This window comes from Mesorhizobium prunaredense, assembly GCF_900156895.1.
GTDB lineage: Bacteria > Pseudomonadota > Alphaproteobacteria > Rhizobiales > Rhizobiaceae > Mesorhizobium > Mesorhizobium prunaredense.
In genome coordinates this window covers 411,362-433,510 of the sequence record NZ_FTPD01000001.1, presented here as the reverse complement: position 1 = coordinate 433,510, position 22,149 = coordinate 411,362, and the positions used below count along the sequence as shown (strand labels likewise).

Genomic DNA, 22,149 nt, shown 5'->3' with positions numbered 1-22,149 from the left:
ATGACGGAAGCCTCGAAATGACGCAAGCCTTCGAACGCGTTTCTGCAATCTCGCCGCTGCCGGCCCATTTGCGGGGTGGCGTGGTGGCGATCGGCAATTTCGACGGCGTGCACCGCGGCCACCAGGCCGTGCTCGAGCGCGCGCTTGCCGAGGCCCGCCGGCGCGGCGCGCCGGCTCTGGTGCTGACCTTCGAGCCGCATCCGAGAAAGGTGTTCCGGCCCGAGATACCGCTGTTCGTGCTGACGCCGCCGCCGATGAAGGCACGGCTGCTGTCGCATCTGGGCTTTGCCGCACTCGTCGAGCAGCCGTTCACGCGCGACTTCGCCGCACTGTCGGCGGAAGCGTTCGTGACCGACGTGCTTGACAGGAATCTCGGCATCATTCACGCCGTGACCGGCTTCGACTTTCACTTCGGCAAGGACAGGCAAGGTGGCCCGGCCTATCTGATGGCGGCCGGGGAACGCCACGGCTTCGGCGTCACCTTGGTCGACGCCTTTCGCGACGAAGGCGCCGAGGTGGTGTCGTCGAGCCGAATCCGCGCGCTGCTGTGCGAAGGCGCGGTGGCCGAGGCCGCCGGCCTGCTCGGCTATCGCTTCACGGTCGAGAGCGAGGTGATCGGCGGCCAGCAGCTAGGCCGGACGCTCGGCTTTCCAACCGCCAATATGAGGCTTTCGCCGGAAGCCACTCTGAGGGAAGGGATTTACGCCGTCCGCTTCCGCCGCGCCGACGGCACGCTTCATGATGGCGTTGCCAGCTTCGGCCGCCGCCCGACCGTCGATGACAACGGCGCGCCGCTTCTGGAAACCTTCGTCTTCGACTTCTCCGGCGATCTCTACGGCGAGATATGCGCGGTGTCCTTCTTCGGTTTCCTGCGCGCCGAGGTGAGGTTCGACGGGCTCGACGCGCTGGTCGCGCAGATGAAACGCGACGAGGCCGAGGCGAGGGCGCTGCTTGCCGGCATCAGCCCGCTTTCAGAGCTCGACGCGGCTATTGCTTTCTAAAGCATGATCCCGAAAAGTGGGAACCGGTTTTCGGACAAGATCATGCCAAAACAAAGCATGATCCCGAAAAGTGGGAACCGATTTTCGGACAAGATCTAAGGACCTATTTTTTCAGGGCCAGGCCGATCGCAATGAAGGCCCAGCCCTGGAAGATCAGGTCGACGGCGAGAAACAGCCCCAGCACCCATACGCTGTTGACTGGCCAGCCCATGGCGATGACCAGGCCTGCCAGCGCGCTGATGACGCCGGCCGCAACCAGCCAGCCCCAGCCTTTTTCCGGTCTGTGCCTGTACCCGACCCAGGCCCTGAGCACGCCTGATGCGAGAAGGGCCACCGCCAGCAGGAAGGTCAGCACCGCCGAGGCCAGCAGCGGATTGTAGAAGGCAAAGAACCCGGCGACGGCATAGAGAAGACCGCTGAGCAGCCAGTAGAAGAACCGGGTCCATGTCTTCACGCCGAAGGCATGCATGATCTCGATGATTCCTGCCATCAGCATCAGCCAGCCGACGACATAGATCGAGGCGACGGTGGCGATGAACAGATTGCCGAAGGCGATCCCGCCGAGGATCAGCAGCAGAACGCCGAGCCCGACGAACCATCCCCATTTCGCACGCGTCTGACCTATTGCATCTTTCAAGACATCGCCGTGCAGTGTCATCGCCTTTCTCCCTCAAGGTTATCCTTGCCGGCTTGGATGTTAACGCTGATGGGCTTGCCCGTAAAGCGAGCAGGCCGCGAGCGCCACACCCGGAGCGATCGGCTTGCCAGACCTGGCTTTGGACCCGGCGCGGCCAAATATCAGATGGAATATTCGACCATGCGTGGGGCAGTGCTAAACCATGACGAGCGGATACGGGTGACCTATCGTTGCCTGTATTCGCCACCGCGCAATTGTAACGAAAAATTCCCAGCGCTGCTGTCCGCCGTTTTCTTGCGTTTGATGAGACGAGTTTTACGTTTGATGAGACTGAGGAAGCAAAATGAGCGATGTAGACGAACACCTCGATCTGACGGAGATCAACGCCGTCCGCAGGTTGTTGACGTCAAAGCCACGACCGGTGGGCTGGGACGAACGCCGGGCACGGCTCGACGAGGTTGGTTCGGTGTGGCCGATCGCGGACGACATCAGATGCGAGGATGCGGTTTTCGACGGCCTCGACGGAGAGTGGTCGCTAGCGCCCGGCAGTGACAGGGATAAGGTTCTGCTCTTTTTCCACGGTGGTGGCTACTGCTCCGGCTCTCTCAAAAGTCATCGTCGAATGGTGACCGAGGCAGGTCGAGCAATGGGAATGCGCACCCTCGCGATCGACTATCGACGCGCACCGGAACATCCTTTCCCTGCGCAACATGAAGACGCACTCACCGCATGGCGCTTTCTGGGCCGGCAAGGGATCGCGCCGGATCGCATCGTGGTTGGCGGAGACAGTGCGGGCGGCAACCTCACCCTGTGCCTGGTCAGTATATTGTGCGCGGCAGGGGAGCGGTTGCCGCGATGTCTTTGGCTGGTTTCGCCCTGGACGGACCTCTCGATGTCCGGCGCGACACTATCAACGAAGGACGCGATCGACCCTATCATCCACCGGGCGTATTTGGAGGAACTGGCCACCGCCTATGTTCCCCATGGCGTTGGTCGGCGCGATCCCCTGATCTCGCCGTTGTTCGCCGATTTGAGCGGATTTCCCCCAATGCTGATACAAGTCGGTTCGGCCGAGACGCTGTTGTCGGACGCAACTCGGCTCGCGCAAGCCGCTGGCGCGGCTGACGTCAAAGTAGGTCTCGAAATTTGGCCGCATATGATTCACGCCTGGCCGGTTTGGAATGCAGGATTGAGTGCCGGTCGCCGCACCCTTCACAGCGCGGGAAGCTTTGTCCGCGAATATTTGTAACCCTCGGGTGAGCGGCCAAGGCTGATACGGCTATTGCCAAATTCCAACAGCAGCCGAGACATTCCAGGCTGGAAAGCCGGATGGCAACTGCTGGCGCGTTCCAGCCGTCTTGATCCGAGGGGATCTTGTGGGGCCACACAGTACGACCAATGCCGCCGATGTTACGGATATTAAATCAAATTTTACCGAGCGGGCGCCATGGCTGGTGAAGGCTAGTTGTGTCGGCCAACGTGTTCGACGTATGGAGTAACGATGCGTTCTGTCCGAGCGAGTCCGGTGGTTCTGGCCGCCTTCATATTTGGGGGTCCCGGTCTCGCCGAAGCCGGCGAGGGCGCTTTCGGCTGGATGTCCGGCGATTGGTATCTGACAGTCGGCGCCACCGGCCTGGTCGCCCCCGATTTCGAAGGCAGCAAGAGCTATATACTCACCGCCCAGCCGATCATCTTGCTCGGCAAGGCCGGTCCTGCGGCCCGCTTCACCTCGCGCAACGACAACATCTCGCTGGGTTGATCGACGATGGCAGCTTCAGCGCCGGCCTGGCCGGAAAAATCCTGTTTTCGCGCGATGGCGACGACGCCGACGAGCTGAGAGGCCTTGACCCGGTGCGCTGGGGCGGCGAGGCAGGCGGCTTCTTCGAATTCTATCCTCTGGACTGGGTGCGCGCCCGCGCCGATTTGCGGCACGGCGTTCGCGCCCATAGCGGCTTCGTCGCCGACATCGCCGCCGACGCATTCTACGATGTGACGCCGGAGGTCAGGATTTCGGGCGGGCCGCGCGTTTCGTTCGCCTCGTCGGACTATTTCGACGCCTATTATGGCGTCGACGCCGAGGAAGCCGCAGCGTCGGGCCTCAGCCAGTACCGACCGGGCGGAGGCGTCGAGTCGGCGGGCCTCGGCGGCGCGGTGACCTGGAAAGTGACCGAGCCGATGACGGCCAGCCTGTTCGGCGAATATTCGCGGCTGATGGGCCCGGCGGCCGATTCCAGCCTGGTCAAGGAGCGCGGCTCAAGGGATCAGTTCACGATCGGCGTATCGACGACCTATCGCTTCGATTTCTCGATGTGATGTCGCAGGTTGTGTATTGCGCGTGGCCGCATGGCTCAGGCGACTATGCCGTAGGCGATGCGGTTGAGTTCGCCTTCCACAAGCGTGGCACCTTGCTTCCGATTGCAGGAGATCGATGGGCACTTGGTTGAGCGCCCGACTTGGCTTGCGCAGCCACCGCTGCGCCTTTTCATGATTGCCGAAAACGCGATCCGCCATCGTTGAAAATGCGTTCAAGTCGCAGAGCGCGGCCGGAATCGGCAATCGTCAGGGTCACATTTCGTTCCTTCCGGTGCGCTAAACTGTGAAATACAACCGTGAATGTTGGTCTTCCAATACCATCTGCCGACAAACATAGGCGCAATTGGCAAACGCTCCTGGGGTAAGCAGCAGAGTTCGGGCTTTTCAATGGGGCCGGCCTCGTCTAAAAGCCCGGTCATGACGCAGTTTCCTCGCGCACTCGCGATCGCGATACGAATTACAAGCCCGGTGTTCCGGGCGGCCTGAGCGCCGCCGGAGCCGCCGGGAATTTTGCGCGCGGCCTCTCGCGCTTTTTCCAGATCATGATAGTTCAACGCCGGGGCTCTTTTGCCGGGCAATGCATATGGCAGACCAATGACCGATACGCCGATGACCGACACTGTTGAAACGATCGACTATTCCAAAACGCTTTATCTGCCGCAGACGGATTTTCCGATGCGCGCCGGCTTGCCCGAGAAGGAGCCGCTGCTGGTCAAGCGCTGGCAGGACATGGAGCTTTACCGCAAGCTGCGCGAAAACGCCGCCGGCCGCGAAAAATACGTGCTGCATGACGGCCCGCCCTACGCCAACGGCAACATCCATATCGGCCATGCGCTGAACAAGATCCTCAAGGACGTCATCACCCGCTCGTTCCAGATGCGTGGCTACGACTCGAACTACGTGCCCGGCTGGGATTGCCACGGCCTGCCGATCGAATGGAAGATCGAGGAGCAATACCGCGCCAAGGGCAAGAACAAGGACGAGGTCCCGGTCAACGAGTTCCGCAAGGAATGCCGCGAGTTCGCCGCGCACTGGATCAAGGTGCAGGGCGGCGAGTTCCAGAGGCTCGGCGTCGTCGGCGACTTCGACAATCCCTATACGACGATGGCGTTCCATGCCGAGGCGCGCATCGCCGGCGAGCTGTTGAAATTCGCCATGTCGGGCCAGCTCTATCGCGGCTCGAAGCCGGTGATGTGGAGCGTGGTCGAGCGCACCGCACTGGCCGAGGCCGAGGTCGAATACCAGGATTATGAGAGCGACACGATCTGGGCGAAGTTTCCGGTCGTCAGCCTTGCCCGGCGAGTCACCGACGTCATCGATGGACAACTCGCAAAGCTGGATCCGAAGCTTACGCAGACGTCACTGGACTTGCTGGAGGCCGATGTCGTTATCTGGACGACCACGCCATGGACCATCCCCGGCAACCGTGCCGTGAACTATTCGCCACGCATCAACTATGGCCTCTACGAGGTCACTGCGGCCGAGAATGCTTTCGGCCCGCAGACTGGCGAAAGGCTGATCTTTGCCGACGCGCTGGCGGAAGAGGCTGCGACCAAAGCCAAGCTGACGATGGACCGCCTCCGTAGCATTTCGGCCGAAGAGCTTGGAAGCCTTACGCTTTCTCATCCCTTCAAAGGTTTGAATGGCGGCTATGAATTCGACGTCCCAATGCTCGCCGGCGAGCATGTCACCGACGAAGCCGGCACCGGTTTCGTCCACACGGCGCCGGGCCATGGCCGCGAGGATTTTGACGCCTGGATGGATGCGGCTTCGGACCTTCGTCAGCGCGGCATCGACACCGCGATCCCGTTCACCGTCGACGATGCCGGCTTCTTCACCAAGGATGCGCCAGGCTTTGGCGCGGACCGCGAGGGCGGTGCGGCGCGCGTCATCGACGACAACGGCAAGAAGGGCAATGCCAACCAGGCGGTCATCGACGAGTTGATCAAGCGCAAGGCGCTGTTCGCGCGCGGGCGGCAGAAGCATTCCTATCCGCATTCGTGGCGGTCGAAGAAGCCGATCATCTTCCGCAACACGCCGCAATGGTTCGTCTTTATGGACAAGGAGCTCGGCGACGGCACGACGCTGCGCAGCCGTGCCCTGAAGGCGATCGACGACACCCGCTTCGTGCCGGCCGCCGGCCAAAACCGCATCCGAGCCATGATCGAGGAGCGCCCCGATTGGGTGCTGTCGCGCCAGCGCGCCTGGGGCGTGCCGATCGCCGTCTTCGCCGATGCCGACGGCAACGTTCTGCGCGACGAGGCGGTCAACCAGCGCATCATCGACGCCTTCGAGAAGGAGGGCGCCGACGCCTGGTTTGCGGCCGGCGCCAAGGAGCGTTTCCTCGGCAATCACGATGCCTCGAAATGGCAGCAGGTGATGGACATCCTCGACGTCTGGTTCGATTCCGGCTCGACCCATGTCTTCACCCTGGAGGATCGTCCAGATCTGAAATGGCCGGCCGACGTCTATCTCGAAGGCTCCGACCAGCATCGCGGCTGGTTCCACTCCTCGCTGCTCGAAAGCTGCGGCACCACGGGCAGGGCGCCTTACGACACCGTCGTCACCCATGGTTTCACCATGGACGAGGAGGGGCGGAAAATGTCGAAGTCGCTCGGCAATACTGTCGTGCCGCAAGACGTCATCAAACAGTCGGGCGCCGATATCCTGCGACTATGGGTGGTGACGACCGACTACTGGGAAGACCAGCGGCTCGGCAAGAACGTGCTGCAGACCAACATCGACGCCTACCGCAAGCTGCGCAACACCATCCGCTGGATGCTGGGCACGCTTGCCCATGACGATGGCGAGGACGTGCCGCTGGACAAGATGCCGGAGCTGGAGCGGCTGATGCTGCACCGGCTCTCCGAACTCGATGAAGTCGTGCGCGCGGGCTACGACGCCTTCGAGTTCAAGCGCATCACCCGCACGCTGCTCGACTTCATGGTGGTCGAGCTGTCGGCCTTCTATTTCGACGTCCGCAAGGACGCCCTCTACTGCGAGGCGCCGTCCAGCGTGAAGCGCAAGGCGTCAGTGCAGGTGGTGCGCCATCTGTTCGACTGCCTGGTGAAATGGCTGGCGCCGATGCTGCCCTTTACCATGGAGGAGGCCTGGCTCGACCGTCATCCGGACGCCGTCTCGGTGCATCTCGACCAGTTTCCACGAATCCCGGCCGACTGGAAGAACGAGGCGCTGGCGGAAAAATGGCGCAAGGTGCGGCAGGTTCGCCGTGTCGTCACCGGCGCGCTGGAGATCGCGCGCGCCCAGAAGGTCATCGGCTCGTCACTAGAAGCGGTGCCGGTCGTCACGCTCGATGATGCGGCGCTCGAAGCGGCGATATCGGATGTCGACATGGCCGAAATGGCGATCACCAGCGATCTGGTCATCGCGCATGGCAACGCGCCTTCTGGCGCCTTCACGCTGGACGACGTCAAGGGCGTCGCCGTGGTGGTCGAGAAGGCCGAGGACCGGGGTCTGCTCAAATGCGCGCGCTCATGGCGATACACGGCCGATGTCGGGCAGGACAAGGAATTCCCCGACGTTTCGGCGCGGGACGCGGCGGTGCTGCATGAATTGAAGGCGCTTGGTCGACTTTAATGCATGTCGCCTAAAAGTGCGTAGCGGTTTTGGGATAACGACATGCACGGCCAGAATGCATGTCGCCCAAAAGTGTGTAGCGGTTTTGGGATAACGACATGCCAGGGCGCCATATCGGTGCACAAATGCCACGGCAGGCGACTGATCGGCCCCCGCTCGTTGCCCTTAACGAGTGGTTGAGATAAACACGCGAAACTCCGGACGACAAATTGTCGCCGGATTTCCGTCGGAAGAGCATAGGCGATGGGGACCGGACCTTTGGCCGGTGGCGATCGAGAGGCTGTCTAGAGTGGGACTTTTTGGCATGACCGAAAGAACTTGCGCGCGCGTTGCGCTGCTGGCGCCGCTTGTCGTGTCCGGCTTGGCCCTGTCCGGCTGCATGGGCTCGCCGACTTACGGGACCGACAAGACCGCCTCCGCCCAGCTTGCCGGCGATCTCACCAGCGCTTTTTCAGTCATGCCGAAGAACAAGGAAAAGATCGACTACAAGCCGCGTCCCGAACTGGTGAAGCCGGCGCCAGGCCAGAAGCAACTGCCGCCGCCGCAGGACAGCATCGCGACGGCAAGCGCCGATTGGCCGGAATCGCCCGAGCAACGCCGCGCTCGCCTGCGTGCCGAGGCCACGCTCAATCAGGACGATCCGTCCTACCAGGCGCAGATCGTCGATGACGTCCAGACGGATCAAACCGCGATCAAGGCTGCAATGAAGCAGTCGGCTTCCAGTCATCCGCCGGCCTGGACGCCGGCGGATTCGGACAAGGGCCGCGCCGCCGAGGTCAAGCGCCGCCTCGCCGAACAAAAGCAGGGTGACCCGAACACCCGCAGATATCTGAGCGAGCCGCCGGTGCAATACCGCGCCGCTGCCGGCACCGCGCCGGTCGACGACCTCGGCGAGGACGAGTACAAGAAAGAACGCCGCCTCAAGAGGGAAGCGGCCGCCAAGAACAAGAGCGGCGGTATGTTCGACTGGCTGCCGTGGTAGGCTGCAGGCGCTAGGGTAGGCTGCCGACGCTACAGTTCGCGTCGCTCCCTGAAAAAATCCTTCAGAAGCAGCGCCGCGTCGCTCTCGGCCATGCCTGGATAGATGTCTGGCACGTGGTGGCAGGTCGGTGAGGCGAAGAAGCGCACGCCGTTGACCACAGCGCCGCCCTTCTCGTCGGCGGCGCCGAAATAAAGCCGGCGCAGCCTGGCGAAGGAAATGGCGCCGGCGCACATGGCGCAGGGCTCCAGCGTTACATAGAGATCGTGGCCGGTGAGCCGCTCGCTTGACAGCTTGCGGCAGGCCTCGCGGATCGCCAGCATCTCGGCATGGGCCGTAGGGTCGGCAAGCTCGCGGCTGCGGTTGCCGGCACTGGCAACGACCGTATCGCCGCTGGCGACGACCGCGCCGACCGGCACTTCGCCGCGCAGGGCGGCGGCTTGGGCCTCCTTCAGCGCCAGCGCCATGAAATCCGGCCGCTTCAAGCGGTTTCCATTCCTATTATCTCCTCGCTACTCCGGCGTGATCCTGTTATCTAGCGCATGATCCCGAAAACCGGAATCGGTTTCGCAAGGGATCATGCGCCAAATCAAAGTCCTACAGCGTCGTTTGCGCGTCCGTACGGACGCGCGGCGCTGGAGTGCAAACGAGCAAAAGCCACATGGACGACAAAGACAAGAAACTCCCGCGCCAGAAGGGTCCGCGCCAAAAGGGTCCGGGCCAAAAGGGTTCGGGCCAAAAGGGTTCGGGCAAGAACGGCCCGAAACCATCGGGCCCGCGTGGTCGCGATGCCGCTGCCGGCAAGGGCGGCAAGCCATCCTTCGGCGCGAAAAAACCTTACGCGCCGCGCGGCGACCGCCCGCTGGCCGCTGACGGCGAGCGGCCGAAGCGTAACTTCAAAAGCGGCGACCGGCCGATCAGCAGGGGGCCGCGCCCCGACGGCAAGCCTTATGAAAAGCGTGAGGGGCCGCGCAAGCCATACGCCCCGCGCGGCGACCGCCCGATGGCAGCCGACGGCGAGCGGCCGAAGCGCGACTTCAAAAGCGGCGACCGGCCGATCAGCAGGGGGCCGCGCCCTGACGGCAAGCCCCATGAGGGGCCACGCAAGCCGTACGCCCCGCGCGGCGACCGCCCGATGGCGGCTGACGGCGAGCGGCCGAAGCGCGACTTCAAGAGTGGCGACCGGCCGTTCATCAAGGGGCCACGCCCTGAAGGCAAGCCTTATGAACAGCGCGAGGCGCCTCGAAAACCCTATGCGCCACGCGGCGACCGGCCGGCGGCTGCCGAAGGCGAGCGCAGCGAAAGGCGCTTCGACCGTCCCAGGGGAGACTTCAGCGATCGCCCTAAACGCGACTTCGGCGATCGGCCCAAGCGCGATTTTGCCGGTGATCGCCCCCAAGGGGCATCGGGCGGCTTCAAGCCACGCCCGCGTCCCGCCGAAGCAACGGAAGAGGCTGGTGAGCGCATTGCCAAGCGGCTGGCCCGCGCCGGCCTTGCCTCGCGTCGCGATGCCGAGGAACTGATCGCGGCCGGCCGTGTCAAGGTCAATGGAAGGGTGCTGTCCTCGCCCGCCTTCAATGTGATGCCCGGCGACATCATCCATCTCGACGGCATGGAGATCCCGCCGATCGAGCGCACCCGGCTGTTCCTGTTCCACAAGCCGGCCGGCGTCGTCACCACCAATCGTGATCCCGAGGGCCGCAAGACCGTCTTCGACGTGCTGCCGGCCGACCTGCCGCGGCTGATGACCATCGGCCGGCTCGACATCAACACCGAAGGCCTGCTGCTGCTCACCAATGATGGCGGGCTGGCGCGCGTGCTCGAACTGCCGGCGACCGGCTGGCTCAGGCGCTACCGCGTGCGCGTCCACGGCAAGGTCGAGGAAAGTGCGCTCGCCGGCTTGCGCGAAGGCATCGCCGTCGACGGTGTCTTCTATGGCGCCATCGAGGCGACGCTCGACCGCGAGCAAGGCACCAACGCCTGGCTGACGCTTGGCCTGCGCGAAGGCAAGAACCGCGAGGTCAGGAACATACTGGGCTCGCTTGGTCTCGACGTGACGCGACTGATCCGCATTTCCTACGGACCGTTCCAGCTCGACGACCTGCCCGAGGGCCATGTGCTGGAGATCAAGGGCCGGGTGCTGCGCGACCAGCTCGGCGAACGCCTGGTCGAGGAGTCCGGTGCCAATTTCGACGCTGAGATCACCAAGCCGTTTTCCAACAGGCCGGTGCGGCGCGAAGCGGTGCGTGAAGAGGAACCTGAGCGGCCGAAATTCACCCGCGATGGCGAACGCCGTCCGATCGGCGAAGGCGGGCTGATCAAGAACCGCAAGCGCCGCGAAGGCAGCCGCGACGAGGCGCTGGGCAAGCTGTCGACAAGTCCCGGCAGAAGCTTCGGGGCGGAAAAGAGCTTTGGTGAGCGTGGCCCTAAATCTGAACGCAGCGGGCCCGAACGCGGCGGCTTTGCCGATCGCGGCCCCAAATCTGAACGTAGCGGGCCGGGCGGCTTCGGCGGCAAACCGGGCGGCGGGAAAAAGTCCGAACGCGAGCAGCGCCCGATCGAGCCGCCGGGCCAGCGCAAGGCCAATGTCTGGATGGCGCCGGGCGCGCGGCCGATCGGCAAGGGCAGGGCGGACGCTGATGCCGCCAAGGCGGCCGAAGCCAAGGAACGCAAGGCCTCGTTCAAGCCGTCTTATGGCAAGCCCGCCAATGGAAAACCGGGAGGGGGAAAACCCGGAGGCGCAAAGCCGTTCGGCAAGCCGCGTGGTGCCGAGGGTGACGGTGCCAAACGCGGCGACCGGCCGCGCAGTGGTCCTGGAGGATCAAGGGGAGGCAATGCGGATCGTCGGCGGTGAGTTTCGCGGGCGTCCGCTGGCGACGCCCCGCACAAGCGCCATCCGCCCGACCACCGACCGCACCCGCGAGGCTGTCTTCAACGTGCTGGCGCATCGTTTCCCCGATAGGCTGGTCGGCGCGCGCGTGCTCGACCTGTTCGCCGGCACCGGCGCGTTCGGCCTCGAGGCGCTGTCGCGCGGCGCGTCTTATGGCGTCTTCATCGAAGAATCAGCCGAAGGGCGCGGTCTGATCCGCACCAATGTCGAGGCCTTCGGCCTCACCGGGCGTACCAAGATATTCCGTCGCGACGCTACGGCTCTGGGCGAGGCGGGCACGATGGCCGCGTTCGGCCTGGTGTTCGCCGACCCGCCCTATGGCAAGGGCCTGGGCGAGCGTGCATTGCGTTCGGCCAAGGCCGGCGGCTGGCTCGCCCCCGGCGCGCTCTGCGTCATCGAGGAGGCGGCAGCGGCGCCGTTCGAGGCAGGGCCGGGCTTTTCGGTTGTCGACGAGCGCAGCTATGGCGAGACGGTTATCCGCTTTATCGAGGTTGGATGAAGGGAGCGCAGCGCCTTCAAAATGACGAACAAATCAATTTGCCTGTGGCAACACCCCCGCCTATCGTCCCATCCCATGACAACCGGAGTCGTTGATGACATCTCAGGGTGATTGGCTGCGCGGAACGCTTTTTGCGCTGGCTCTCGTGATAACCGGCCCGGTTCTCGCCGACAACAAGCCGGACGACGGCAAGGTGACGAATTTCCTGCTCGACAACGGCATGGAGGTCGTTGTCATCCCCGATCGCCGCGCGCCGATCGTCACTCACATGGTGTGGTACAAGATCGGCAGCGCGGATGAGCCGCCGGGCAAGTCCGGCACCGCCCATTTCTTCGAGCATCTGATGTTCAAGGCGACGACCAACCATGCGGCCGGCGCGTTCGACCGCGCCGTCTCCGCCATCGGCGGTTCGAACAACGCTTTCACCTCCTATGACTACACCGCCTTTTACGAGACGGTGGTGCCGCAGGCGCTCGAGCAGATGATGGATTTCGAGGCCGATCGCATGCGCAACCTCATCCTCAATGACGACGTCATCGCCACCGAGCGCGACGTCATCCTCGAGGAACGCCGCTCGCGCATCGACAGCAATCCGCAGGCAGTGCTCGGCGAGGAGGTCGACGCCACGCTCTGGCAGAACCAGCCCTATCGCATTCCGGTGATCGGCTGGATGCAGGAGATGGAGAAGCTGAACCGCGCCGACGCCAAGGCTTTCTATGACAAATATTATACGCCCAACAACGCCGTGCTGGTGGTGGCCGGCGATGTCGAGCCGCAGGTGGTCAAGGCGCTGGCCGAAAAGACCTATGGCAAGGTCGCGCGTGGTCCAGACCTGCCGCCGCGCATCCGTCCGGTCGAACCCGAACAGAACACCAGGCGCACGGTGACGCTCGCTGACGCGCGTGTCAGCGTGCCGAATTTTTCGACGCAATGGGTGGTTCCCTCCTATCACACTGCGAAGGCGGGCGAAGCGGAAGCGCTGGACCTGCTGGCGGAGATCCTCGGCGGCGGCAGCCGCAGCCGGCTGTACCAGCAGCTTGTCGTCAAGCAAGGCATTGCCGCCGAGGCCGGCGCTTTTTTCCAGGGCACCATGCTCGATGCCACCAACTTCACCGTCTACGGCGCGCCGCGCGGCGACGCCAAGCTGGCCGATGTCCAGGCGGCGGTCGAGGCCGAGGTCGCCCGCATCGCCAGCGAGGGCGTCACATCAGGCGAGCTGGAGAAGGCCAAGGATCGTTTCGTCCGCTCGATGATCTTCGCCCGCGACAAGCAGGATTCGATGGCCAACATCTACGGCGCGACGCTCGCCACCGGCGGCAACGTCAGGGATGTCGAGGAATGGCCGGGCCGCATCCGCAAGGTCACCGCCGACGAAGTCAGGCAGGTTGCGGCGCGCTATCTCAATCTCAACCATTCGACATCAGGCTATCTCTTGCCGCAGACACAGGCAGGGAATTGATCGATGACGAGGTTGAGCGTTTGCGCTGCCCCTCACCTGCCTGCCGGCATCCTCTCCCCGTATAGTGACGGGGAGAGGGGCGCTGTCATCGACGGTTTCGCCAATCACCATCGTTCGGAAGAAGGGCGCCCGCATTGCGGCCAGCCCCTTCTCCCCGTCTCTATACGGGGAGAAGTGCCCGGCAGGGCGATGAGTGGCGGCGCTGACTCCGACAGCTACTCGTCTCGAAAATCAGTCGGAAGCTACCATTTATCCGAAGCGATTGCCCTGAAGCGCGTCGCCACCCAATTGGTCACCCTGCTCCTATCCCTCGTCTTCCTCGTCCTGCCGGCGCTTTCCGCTCGTGCGGCCATGAGCATCCAGGAGGTGACGTCGTCAAAGGGCATCACCGCCTGGCTGGTGGAGGACTACTCCGTGCCGCTCGTCGCCATCCGCTTCGCCTTCGACGGCGGCACGACGCAGGATCCCGCTGGAAAGGAAGGCCTTGCCAATCTGATGAGCGGCCTGTTCGACGAGGGCGCCGGCAATCTCGACAGCGAGGGCTTCCAGATCAAGCTCGACGACGTCGGCGCCGAGATGAGCTTCGAAGCGGCGCGCGACGGCATCTATGGCTCGATGCGCATGCTTGCCGAGCAGCGCGACGGGGCGTTCGACCTGTTGCGGCTGGCGGTCACAGAGCCGCGTTTCGACCAGGCGCCAATCGACCGCATCCGCGCGCAAGTGCTGTCCGGCATCATCGCCAACGAGCTTGACCCGGAGACGCTCGCCCAGCGCAAATGGCTGGAGGCACTATACGGCACCCATCCCTATGCGCGGCCCGAAGAGGGCACCAGGCAAAGCATCGCCACCATCACGCCGGACGATCTCATCGCTTTTCACAAGGCGAATTTTGCTTGTGATGGCCTGCATGTGGCGGTGGTCGGTGCCATCGATGCCGAGACGTTGAAGAACAAGCTCGATCTGGTCTTTGGCGGCCTGCCGCAACATCAGGCGCTCAGCGCGGTCGCCGATGTCGATCCGAAACTCAACCAGCAGCTCGAGGTCAATTACGATCAGCCCCAGACATCGCTGCAACTCGCCTATCCCGGCGTCGAGCGGAGTGCGCCGGATTTCTTCGCCGCGGTTCTGATGAACGAGATCCTCGGCGGCAGCGCCTTCACCTCGCGGCTGTTCGAAGAGGTGCGTGAAAGACGCGGTCTGGCCTACAGCGTCAGTTCCGACCTGGTCGACCACCAGCACGCCAACGCCCTGGCCATCACTACGGCGACCCGCGCGGATCGGGCGGCCGAGACTTTGGCTGTCGTGCGCGAGGTGGTGAAGCGCATGGCCCAGGAAGGGCCGACCGAAGCAGAACTGGCGGCGACCAAGAAATACTTTATTGGCGCCTACGCCATCAACAATCTGAACTCCTCCGCCGCCATCGCCGCGACGCTGCTCGAGCTGCAGCTCGACAATCTCGGCAGCGACTATATGCAGCGCCGCGCCGCCCTCATCAACGCGGTGACGCTGGATCAGGTCAAGGCGGCGGCGAAAAAGCTGCTTTCCGCCGAGCCGGCCATCATGGTCGTCGGGCCGAAGCACGGCGAGGCCAAGGAGGAATGAGCCCAAATGGGGGGCAGGGCCAAATGAGGAGCAGGGGATGAGCCCGAGCTTCGGCATCGCCTTCGGCGGCGGCGGCGCGCGCGGGCTGGCGCATATCCATGTCATCGAGGTGCTGGACGAGCTGGGTATAAGGCCGGTCGCCATATCAGGCTCATCGATCGGCGCCATCATGGGCGCCGGCATGGCTTCAGGCATGGCCGGCAGCGACATTCACAGCTACATGCGCTCGATCCTTGGCCGCCGCGCCGAGGTGGCGGCGCGCATGTGGCGGGCGCGGCCAGGCACCTTTGCCGAGGCGCTGCAGGGCGGGCTGGGTGTCACCCAGTTCAATGTCGAGCGCATCCTCAAGGCATTCATGCCCGACGCCATACCCGAAAGCTTCGCCGAGCTGAAAATACCGCTGAAGGTGACGGCCACGGATTTCTTCGGCCATAAGCTCGCCGTGCTGAGCGACGGCGACCTGCATTCGGCGCTTGCCGCCTCGGCGGCTATTCCCGCGGTATTCCGACCGGTGATGCGCGACGGCAGGCTGCTGATCGACGGCGGCATCTACAATCCGGTGCCGTTCGACCTGATCGAGCACGACGCCGACATCATCATAGCCGTCGACGTCGTTGGCGCGCCGACCAAAGGCGGGCGCAAATACCCGACCTCCGTCGACCTGATGTTCGGCGCCACGCAATTGATGATGCAGTCGATAATCGCCGCCAAGCTGAGGCAATGCCAGCCGGACATACTGGTCAGGCCGGCGGTGTCGAAATACCGCGTGCTCGATTTCATGAAGATCGATGCCTTGATGGCCGAAACGGCTGATATCAAAGACGAGCTGAAGCGGGAGATCGAAAAGGCGGTGGAGACGCGGGCCAGGGTCGACACGGGCAAGCGCACCAAGCAGGTGGGGGGCGTGGCGCGGAAAGTCTGACGCCTGGCGGCCTCCATCGAAACAAGCGCAGGCGCTGAACATTTGAAACATCTGCACCGCGACAGGCCCCCAGAAGACCTTCCGCGGTATTCCGCCGGACCTGAACCGTCTGGCTGATCGCTTCCCGGTCCGGCACTGGACCCGGCCAAGCCGGAACTGATCAAGACGATCCGCGGCGTTGGATACCTGTTTCCAAAGCGGTGAATGAGGTGTGGTTCAGGGACCGGGCTGCCCGGCGGGCGGAACGATCTGCATGATAAGGCGCATCAGATCGGCCTGGCGGGAGACGCCGGTCTTCTGGAAGATGTTGTCGAGATGCGTCTTGGCGGTCGTGCCGGCAATGTGAAAGCTGGCGCCGGTCTCGGCCAGGGTGTGCCCGGCGAGAAGGCTGGCGAGCACGCGGGTTTCGGCCAGCGTAAGCCCAAAGGCTCTCGCCAGCATTCCAGCGGCGTCATGCTCGTCCGGTGCATTGCCGACGAACACCGCGGCTACCGCCGCGGGTTCCATGCCGGCGCGCAGGTCGCCGCCGGCCATCGGCAGCACGCGGGCGAAGACCGGCGGCAGGCCGGATTCGCTAAGGAGGACGGCAAGCCCTGTCTTGCCGATGCTGGCCTCATCCTGAGCCGCAAGCATGATGGCGCTGTGAAGTTCCTTGGAAGCCGACGGGATCTTCGCTTGCAGAATGCCATGGACGTCCTGGATCGGGCCGCCGCTCCGCAGCATGTGCTTGGCCGAGCGGTTGGCGTGCAGGACGGCGCCACGTTCATTGGTGAGGACCACGGCGCATGTGAGCGCATCGAGCGCCTCGGCCATTCCTGCGCGCTCGACAGTGCCGATGTCCAGCATGTTGCTGATTATCACCGAACGGCGCACATGCGGCAGCAACAGTCTGCCAAGCTTGATTTCGCGCTCGGTGATAATGCCTTGCCGCTTATGTCGGGCAACGGCGAAGCCGGCAAGGCGGTAGGGGTGTGGATCAGGAAGAACGACATGACGTCGACCAGGCCTTGCGGCTTCAGGCACTCCTGAAAATACCGGGAGGTCTCCAGGTAGGTTTGAGGGATATGGCGTGAGACCACATGCGGCATATCGAGCGAAGGCCATGTCGAGAGATCCTCGAGCAGCCGGGCGTGGATCTCGGGGATATATTTCGCCTGTTGCTCCAGCCAGTATGGCTCTATTCCGACGGTCCTGTAGATCAGCAGCCGGTCGTTGGCGAGGTCGTCAAGCTGCAGGACCGCAGTCTGGGCGTCGAGCGCATCCCTGATTCCGGCAAGCGCGTGCTCCCATCGCTCCGGGTCGAGTGCGCAATCGTAGATCGTGCCGATCAGCTTCGACAGCTCATGATGCGACAATGCCTTGGCCATCGACGGCCCCTCGCATGTCGACAGCGCGTCCGATGCGGGCGGAAAGCCGCGCCCTCTCACAGGTGCTCTCGCTTCTCCAACTTTAGCGATCGCTTAAATTCCGATTATCTCCCCCAAACAGGGGATGCGCAAGCACCCGGGCGGTGAAATACTCTCGCCCCAGAAGATAAGGTCACACTTAACTGTGACAAGCAGTGCGGTTCAGCGCGTTCCTGGCTCGCGGGCCTTTGCCACTGTGATTCAGCCGGGGGGACTAATCAAGAATTCTGCCTGCGTGCGCCGACTATCATCGGCGCGCGACCGCCTATTGCTGAAACTTAAGCCGGGTTCGACCCGGACAATTCGGGATGGAGCAGCATTATGTACAGATACATTGCTTTTGCAGCACTTTGCATGGCGGCGACGCCCGCGCATGCCGGCGAGCTTGGAGCCATGAAGGCTGAAAGCATCGATCTCGCCGGCTTCCTTGGTGTCGTCTATTATACGCCTCAGGAGGACGGCTATCGGGTGGTCACCACAATCGCGCAGGGCGAGGCTGGCTTGCCGGTGCGTTTCGTGGCGACACTGACCGAGAACCAGATAGTCGCGGTCTCCGTGCCAGGCAAGCTGGGCGAGTCGGACCAGATCATCGAGATATCGCGTGTCGGCGGCAAGCTTGTCGTCAGCCCGCATCCGATAGATGGGATCGTGGTTTCTTCTCCGAAGCTCGCCGTCGACTGATCCAGGGTTGAGTGATCCAACATCAGTGATCCAACATCGAGTGATCCGGGGACATGCGCGTTGCGGCGGCGCTGGATGAGCCTGCAACTTGGGCGACAGACAATGTCTGCATGGTTCGTCCTCTCGTCTGTCGTCGTCTTGACCGTTGGCGCCGGCTTAGCCGCGTCTTCGCAAGCTGAGCTGGCCCCGGGCAAGTTCTACGACGTCGTCGGCAACAAGGTCGATGCGCGAACCTATAACGGTTTTCGTCGCTACCATGGCAGCTGCAATCACTGCCATGGCCCCGACGGCATGGGCTCGACCTTCGCCTCGGCGCTTGTCGACCGGCTGCCCGGCATCGAGGTCTTTCGGCGCAATGTTCGCGACGGCGTGCGCAGTGGCGCTTCGGTGATGAAGGGCTTCGCCGACGACCCCAATGTCGCTCCTTACATCGACGACATCTACGCCTATTTGCAGGCCCGCGCCGACGGTGCGCTTGGCCGGGGTCGGCCCGAGCGGCTTGAAAATTAGTGCCATTGCCTGCCGACCGCAGGCGTTTCACCAAAGGACAGCGAGACGGTCGTCGCTCCCGAGCGCCACATGCGTGCCGAAAGGTGAGCACTCGCGCTCAAGCATGGCCGCGAGCCAGGCGGCATCTTCGCGCAGGGCGCGGTTTAGCCGGAACCTGGCGAGCTGGAACGGCACGAGGTCGAGCGAAACAAGCGTACCGTCCGGTATGGCGAGCCGCGGCAGGTACATCAGCGCAAGCTCACCACGAAACGTTTCGTTGCCGGTGATTCCCTCATAGTCGGTGAGGAAGTCGCCGCATCCGTAGAGGATCAGCCGGCCGTGATGGATTTCGATCGGCTTGGGATGGTGGGAGGAGTGCCCATGCACGACATCGAAACCGGCGACATCGATGAGTGCATGGGCAAGCGCGCGTTCTTCCGCCGGGACTTGGTAGCCCCAGTTGCCGCCCCAGTGGATCGAGGCCACCGCGAGGTCGCCAGGCTGTTTTATGGCCTGCACGGATCGGGCGATCTGCTTGAGCGACCGGGCCGAGACATCCGCCAGCAAATTGACGCCTGGCTTATAAGCTCCGGCTGCCCATGAAGCTGGAACGCCGCTGGTCTCGAGCGCAAAGCCGAAGACCAGCACGCGGCCCCCGCCGGCCGGTTCAATGACGGCAGGCGCCGCCGCCTCGTCCGCGTTAAGCCCGGCCCCGGCATAGGCGAGGCCGGCAAGTCGGAGCGTATCGAGGGTCTCGACGAGGCCAGGCTCATCCCAGTCGAGCACATGGTTGTTGGCGAGCACGCAGCAGTCTATCCGTGCCGCCGCCAGGCAGCCGATGTTGGCCGGGTTCATCTTGTAATTGATCCCCTTGGGCGCCAAGGACAGGCTGGTGGTGATGCTGGTCTCGAGATTGATGATCCGCGCATCGGGCGCTTCACGATCCAATTCGCTGAGCGCATCGCCCCAGACATACGTGTCGTCGACCTTTCTCGGGATCGGCCCATTGACGCGTTCGGCAAGCTCGACATAGGTCGTCGCCGATTTGACATAGCGCTCGCTGAGGTGCGGATCGCCCGGACTGGCGAGGATCTGGTCGATGCCGCGCCCGAGCATCACGTCGCCGCACAGGAACAGTTTTGCGCTGCTTCGAACGGGCCGTTCAGATCCTGCGGCGGCGTTGTTCGAGATCTGCGGCATCTTGGACCTCCTTCCCCGCCAACACCCGGTGACCCCAAGGGGTTCCCAGCCCAATTTGCGCGGATCGGATCGCGCGCCGCGAGATCAATCTGTTCGTCGACCACAGCCGGATCGCGCAGCTCGAGGCGCTTCGCTCCGGCACCTGGGGAACCAAGAGCACCTGGGGACGGATTCAGAATGTTGGGTGAGGGGGCGGCGCGACTTCATTCCAGCTTGGGTTCCTCGCCCCACAAAAGTGGGGAGAGGTGGCTCGGCGAAGCCGAGACGGAGAGGGGACTGCGCCTTACGAAAGCCCCCTCTCCGGCCGCGGAGCCTGTCCTCGGGCTTGCCAAAGGCAAGACCCGTGGGCGGCCACCTCTCCCCCGCTTCGCGGTGGGCGAGGAACCCAGGTCGTGTCTCAGCCCCACTTCATCTCGCCAGTGGCGACCTTGGAGCCGATGTCGAGCGCAACGCCCATGCCGAGGTTGGGGAAGCGGGCTTCCATGGCGCTCTTGAGCACGGCCGCGTCCTTGGCCTTGGCGTGTTCTTCCTCGAAGGCAATGAGATAGGTTTTGGTATGCTCGACGCCCGAAAGGTCGGTGGCGGCCTGCGGCGTCATGTGGCCGGGCACGACGATTTCAGGTTTGCTGGCAACAATCGTATCGAGATTGGCGAGCCAGGCGGCGCGCTGTTCCCTGGTCGGCGTGTCGGCGGTCCAGACATGCACGCCGGAAAAAATCATCACCCCGCCGAACACGGCATTCAGCGACGGCACCGAGAGATAGCGCCGGTTGGCAAGGCCTTCGGCATCGACGATCTCGATGGTCTCGCCATCGACGGTGAGCGTCTTGCCGTCGAAGACTTCGGGGATGACGACATCGGCGAGCGCCTGCGGGCCATTGTCCTTGAGCTGCGGCCCCCAGACGGCGATTTTCTTGTCGACGCTGCCATTGATGGCGGCCACCGTCTCGGCAGCGGCGATCACCCGTGCCTGTGGAAAAACCTGCTTGATCGGCTTGAGGCCGAAATAATAGTCCGGGTCGGACTGGCTGACATAGATGGTGGTGAGCGTCTTGCCGGTCACCTTGATCGCCTCGGCCACGGCGCGGCCGTCGGAATAGGTGAAACCGCCGTCGATCAGCAGCGCCTCGGAGGCGCCGGTGATCAGCACCGGGGCGCGAAAGAAGCCGGTTTCGCCGGCCGGAAAATGTTTCCAGGAAAGGCCGCCGGCTGCGTTTCCAAGCCCGGCGGGAGCGAAGACGGCGGCGGCGCCGGCGGCGAGGGTGGTTTTCATGATGGCTCTCCGTGTGAACATGGATGTCTCCTGGGGCTTCAGAATGCCGAATTCGGGCGAGCGCATCTCCCGCGCAGCCTCGATCTCAGCAAGATGGCAAAGACGGAATGCGTATTGAAGGCCAACAAAATAGACGTAATGTATGCCGTTGCCTGACAATAGGATCGCCCCTGCCATGAACCACGCATGAACCTGAACCGGCTGGCCTATTTCGCCGCGGTGGTCGACGCCGGCTCCTTCACCCGGGCCGCCGAGCGGCTGGGCATCACCAAGGCGGTCGTCAGCCAGCAGGTGGCGCGGCTGGAGCGCGATGTCGGAACGACGCTGCTGATCCGCACGACGCGGCGCGTCCATCCGACCGAAGCCGGCCGGACATTCCATGCCCGCTGCCTAAACGTCCTGCAGCAGGCCGAGGACGCCTTCGACGAGCTCGCGCAGGCTGCCGCCGAGCCGACCGGCACGCTGCGCATCGCGGCGCCCAACGATCACGGCACCTCGGCGGTGGTGCCGGTGGTCGCCGCCTTCAGCGCCCGCTATCCCGCCTGCCGGGTGGAGCTGACGCTGGGCGACGACACCATCGACCTGGCGTCCGGTGGGATGGACGTGGCGATCCGAGTCGGCTGGCTGGCCGATTCCAGCCTGCAGGCGCGGCGGATCGGCATCTTTCGGCAATTCATGGTGTGCGGCGCCGAGTTCGCCTGGCGCTTCAAGGCCGGCGAACCGCAAGACTTGGCCGGGCTGCCCTTCGTCGCCAACATGGCGCTGCGCGAGCCGCTGCTATGGCAATTTTCGCGCGGCGACGAGCATGAGGCCGTGCGCATGCAGGCAACGATCGCCATCGACGCGACGCCGGCAGTGCTGGCGGCCGTCCGCGCCGGCGCCGGCCTGTCGGTGCTGCCGGATTTTTTGGTGCGGGATGAGCTGGCCGCGGGCCAGCTCGTCCACATCCTGCCCGAATGGCGGCTGCCCTCCGGAGGCATCTACACAGTCTACCCCGCCGCACGTTTTCGGCCGCCCAAGGTGACAAGGTTTGTCGAGATGCTGGTCGCGGCTGAGCAGGAGACGGTTTGAAGCGGGGAGGGCGCGGGCGCCGTAAGCTTGGGGCGAGGCGCTGAGGGCCGAAACGCTTGAAGCGCCGAGGCCGAAGCTGCCGATCTCCCCCTTGTGGGGAGATGGCCGGCAGGCCAGAGGGGGGCTCATT

At 63.9% G+C, this 22,149-nt stretch carries 20 protein-coding genes and 1 pseudogene; 13 read left to right on the top strand and 8 right to left on the bottom strand.

The features are described from left to right. The first annotated feature begins 17 nt into the window (after positions 1–17). Entirely contained in the window at positions 18–1,001 is a 984-nt protein-coding gene (locus BQ8794_RS02115) for a bifunctional riboflavin kinase/FAD synthetase (RefSeq protein WP_077372350.1), read from the top strand. Between the two features lie 103 nt (positions 1,002–1,104). On the opposite strand, the gene BQ8794_RS02110 is transcribed toward BQ8794_RS02115, so the two are convergent. Then, positions 1,105–1,659, bottom strand: a complete 555-nt coding sequence (locus BQ8794_RS02110) for an HdeD family acid-resistance protein (RefSeq protein WP_077372348.1) — start codon at positions 1,657–1,659, stop codon at positions 1,105–1,107. Between the two features lie 322 nt (positions 1,660–1,981). On the opposite strand from BQ8794_RS02110, the gene BQ8794_RS02105 reads away from it, so the two are divergent. Together BQ8794_RS02105 and BQ8794_RS02100 are read left to right on the top strand one after the other, a co-directional pair. Then, a complete protein-coding gene (locus BQ8794_RS02105; RefSeq protein WP_077372344.1) occupies positions 1,982–2,887 on the top strand; it encodes an alpha/beta hydrolase in 906 nt (301 codons plus the stop codon). Between the two features lie 252 nt (positions 2,888–3,139). Further along, positions 3,140–3,951 (top strand): annotated as a pseudogene (locus tag BQ8794_RS02100) (MipA/OmpV family protein). On the opposite strand, the gene BQ8794_RS37245 reads toward BQ8794_RS02100, so the two are convergent. Further along, the gene (locus BQ8794_RS37245) at positions 3,892–4,149 is read right to left on the bottom strand and encodes an antitoxin Xre/MbcA/ParS toxin-binding domain-containing protein (protein ID WP_077372341.1); all 258 of its coding nucleotides are present in this window, start codon (positions 4,147–4,149) and stop codon (positions 3,892–3,894) included. The pseudogene BQ8794_RS02100 and the gene BQ8794_RS37245 sit on opposite strands and share 60 nt — an antisense overlap. A 14-nt stretch (positions 4,150–4,163) precedes the next feature. After that, positions 4,164–4,505: a hypothetical protein gene (locus tag BQ8794_RS34340; protein WP_143744428.1), complete on the bottom strand. Its 342-nt coding sequence runs from the start codon at positions 4,503–4,505 to the stop codon at positions 4,164–4,166. Between the two features lie 55 nt (positions 4,506–4,560). Between BQ8794_RS34340 and ileS the strand changes: the two genes are divergently transcribed. Together ileS and BQ8794_RS02085 are read left to right on the top strand one after the other, a co-directional pair. After that, a complete protein-coding gene (gene ileS, locus BQ8794_RS02090; protein ID WP_077372511.1) occupies positions 4,561–7,548 on the top strand; it encodes an isoleucine--tRNA ligase in 2,988 nt (995 codons plus the stop codon). A gap of 304 nt (positions 7,549–7,852) precedes the next feature. Beyond that, positions 7,853–8,530, top strand: a complete 678-nt coding sequence (locus BQ8794_RS02085) for a hypothetical protein (protein ID WP_077372338.1) — start codon at positions 7,853–7,855, stop codon at positions 8,528–8,530. 29 nt (positions 8,531–8,559) lie between these two features. On the opposite strand, the gene BQ8794_RS02080 is transcribed toward BQ8794_RS02085, so the two are convergent. Then, positions 8,560–9,012, bottom strand: a complete 453-nt coding sequence (locus tag BQ8794_RS02080; protein WP_077372335.1) for a nucleoside deaminase — start codon at positions 9,010–9,012, stop codon at positions 8,560–8,562. Positions 9,013–9,188: 176 nt separating this feature from the next. Between BQ8794_RS02080 and BQ8794_RS02075 the strand changes: the two genes are divergently transcribed. The 5 genes from BQ8794_RS02075 (at position 9,189) to BQ8794_RS02050 (ending at position 15,899) form a co-directional block, all read left to right on the top strand. Beyond that, a complete protein-coding gene (locus BQ8794_RS02075) occupies positions 9,189–11,381 on the top strand; it encodes a pseudouridine synthase (protein WP_077372508.1) in 2,193 nt (730 codons plus the stop codon). Then, positions 11,362–11,916: a 16S rRNA (guanine(966)-N(2))-methyltransferase RsmD gene (rsmD, locus tag BQ8794_RS02070; RefSeq protein WP_077372332.1), complete on the top strand. Its 555-nt coding sequence runs from the start codon at positions 11,362–11,364 to the stop codon at positions 11,914–11,916. The genes BQ8794_RS02075 and rsmD overlap by 20 nt, the downstream gene beginning before the upstream one ends. A gap of 94 nt (positions 11,917–12,010) precedes the next feature. Beyond that, entirely contained in the window at positions 12,011–13,375 is a 1,365-nt protein-coding gene (locus BQ8794_RS02065; protein WP_077372329.1) for a M16 family metallopeptidase, read from the top strand. A 189-nt stretch (positions 13,376–13,564) separates the two neighbouring features. Further along, entirely contained in the window at positions 13,565–14,977 is a 1,413-nt protein-coding gene (locus BQ8794_RS02055) for a M16 family metallopeptidase (RefSeq protein WP_077372326.1), read from the top strand. A 37-nt stretch (positions 14,978–15,014) separates the two neighbouring features. Continuing rightward, positions 15,015–15,899: a patatin-like phospholipase family protein gene (locus BQ8794_RS02050; RefSeq protein ID WP_077372323.1), complete on the top strand. Its 885-nt coding sequence runs from the start codon at positions 15,015–15,017 to the stop codon at positions 15,897–15,899. Between the two features lie 216 nt (positions 15,900–16,115). Here BQ8794_RS02050 and BQ8794_RS02045 read toward each other — a convergent pair whose 3' ends face one another. Beyond that, on the bottom strand, positions 16,116–16,745 hold the full coding sequence (locus BQ8794_RS02045) for a helix-turn-helix transcriptional regulator (RefSeq protein WP_143744427.1): 630 nt from the start codon (positions 16,743–16,745) through the stop codon (positions 16,116–16,118). Between the two features lie 11 nt (positions 16,746–16,756). Then, entirely contained in the window at positions 16,757–17,266 is a 510-nt protein-coding gene (locus tag BQ8794_RS02040) for a hypothetical protein (protein WP_143744426.1), read from the bottom strand. 360 nt (positions 17,267–17,626) lie between these two features. Here BQ8794_RS02040 and BQ8794_RS02035 point away from each other — a divergent pair, with 360 nt between their 5' ends. Both BQ8794_RS02035 and BQ8794_RS02030 read left to right on the top strand, forming a co-directional pair. Further along, positions 17,627–17,986 (top strand): hypothetical protein, encoded by a 360-nt coding sequence (locus BQ8794_RS02035; protein ID WP_077372311.1) that lies wholly within the window; start codon positions 17,627–17,629, stop codon positions 17,984–17,986. Positions 17,987–18,088: 102 nt separating this feature from the next. After that, on the top strand, positions 18,089–18,496 hold the full coding sequence (locus BQ8794_RS02030; RefSeq protein ID WP_143744425.1) for a c-type cytochrome: 408 nt from the start codon (positions 18,089–18,091) through the stop codon (positions 18,494–18,496). A gap of 27 nt (positions 18,497–18,523) precedes the next feature. Here BQ8794_RS02030 and BQ8794_RS02025 read toward each other — a convergent pair whose 3' ends face one another. Beyond that, positions 18,524–19,675, bottom strand: coding sequence for a CapA family protein (locus BQ8794_RS02025; protein ID WP_077372308.1), 1,152 nt, complete (start codon positions 19,673–19,675; stop codon positions 18,524–18,526). Between the two features lie 397 nt (positions 19,676–20,072). Beyond that, positions 20,073–20,969 (bottom strand): MBL fold metallo-hydrolase, encoded by an 897-nt coding sequence (locus BQ8794_RS02020; protein ID WP_174654347.1) that lies wholly within the window; start codon positions 20,967–20,969, stop codon positions 20,073–20,075. Positions 20,970–21,134: 165 nt separating this feature from the next. Here BQ8794_RS02020 and BQ8794_RS02015 point away from each other — a divergent pair, with 165 nt between their 5' ends. Then, positions 21,135–22,019 carry a LysR family transcriptional regulator gene (locus BQ8794_RS02015; RefSeq protein WP_077372305.1) on the top strand — a complete coding sequence of 295 codons (885 nt, stop codon included), beginning with the start codon at positions 21,135–21,137 and terminating at the stop codon, positions 22,017–22,019. The last annotated feature ends 130 nt before the right edge of the window (positions 22,020–22,149 follow it).

Excerpts from the sequence above, each read along its gene's own strand:
- BQ8794_RS02115 (WP_077372350.1), top strand. The coding sequence starts at position 18 with ATGACGCAAGCCTTCGAACGCGTTTCTGCAATCTCGCCGCTGCCGGCC.
- BQ8794_RS02110 (WP_077372348.1), bottom strand. The coding sequence starts at position 1,659 with ATGACACTGCACGGCGATGTCTTGAAAGATGCAATAGGTCAGACGCGT.
- BQ8794_RS02105 (WP_077372344.1), top strand. The coding sequence starts at position 1,982 with ATGAGCGATGTAGACGAACACCTCGATCTGACGGAGATCAACGCCGTC.
- BQ8794_RS37245 (WP_077372341.1), bottom strand. The coding sequence starts at position 4,149 with ATGGCGGATCGCGTTTTCGGCAATCATGAAAAGGCGCAGCGGTGGCTG.
- ileS (WP_077372511.1), top strand. The coding sequence starts at position 4,561 with ATGACCGACACTGTTGAAACGATCGACTATTCCAAAACGCTTTATCTG.
- BQ8794_RS02085 (WP_077372338.1), top strand. The coding sequence starts at position 7,853 with ATGACCGAAAGAACTTGCGCGCGCGTTGCGCTGCTGGCGCCGCTTGTC.
- BQ8794_RS02075 (WP_077372508.1), top strand. The coding sequence starts at position 9,189 with ATGGACGACAAAGACAAGAAACTCCCGCGCCAGAAGGGTCCGCGCCAA.
- rsmD (WP_077372332.1), top strand. The coding sequence starts at position 11,362 with ATGCGGATCGTCGGCGGTGAGTTTCGCGGGCGTCCGCTGGCGACGCCC.
- BQ8794_RS02065 (WP_077372329.1), top strand. The coding sequence starts at position 12,011 with ATGACATCTCAGGGTGATTGGCTGCGCGGAACGCTTTTTGCGCTGGCT.
- BQ8794_RS02055 (WP_077372326.1), top strand. The coding sequence starts at position 13,565 with ATGAGTGGCGGCGCTGACTCCGACAGCTACTCGTCTCGAAAATCAGTC.
- BQ8794_RS02050 (WP_077372323.1), top strand. The coding sequence starts at position 15,015 with ATGAGCCCGAGCTTCGGCATCGCCTTCGGCGGCGGCGGCGCGCGCGGG.
- BQ8794_RS02045 (WP_143744427.1), bottom strand. The coding sequence starts at position 16,745 with ATGCTGGACATCGGCACTGTCGAGCGCGCAGGAATGGCCGAGGCGCTC.
- BQ8794_RS02040 (WP_143744426.1), bottom strand. The coding sequence starts at position 17,266 with ATGGCCAAGGCATTGTCGCATCATGAGCTGTCGAAGCTGATCGGCACG.
- BQ8794_RS02035 (WP_077372311.1), top strand. The coding sequence starts at position 17,627 with ATGTACAGATACATTGCTTTTGCAGCACTTTGCATGGCGGCGACGCCC.
- BQ8794_RS02030 (WP_143744425.1), top strand. The coding sequence starts at position 18,089 with ATGTCTGCATGGTTCGTCCTCTCGTCTGTCGTCGTCTTGACCGTTGGC.
- BQ8794_RS02025 (WP_077372308.1), bottom strand. The coding sequence starts at position 19,675 with ATGCCGCAGATCTCGAACAACGCCGCCGCAGGATCTGAACGGCCCGTT.
- BQ8794_RS02020 (WP_174654347.1), bottom strand. The coding sequence starts at position 20,969 with ATGTTCACACGGAGAGCCATCATGAAAACCACCCTCGCCGCCGGCGCC.
- BQ8794_RS02015 (WP_077372305.1), top strand. The coding sequence starts at position 21,135 with ATGAACCTGAACCGGCTGGCCTATTTCGCCGCGGTGGTCGACGCCGGC.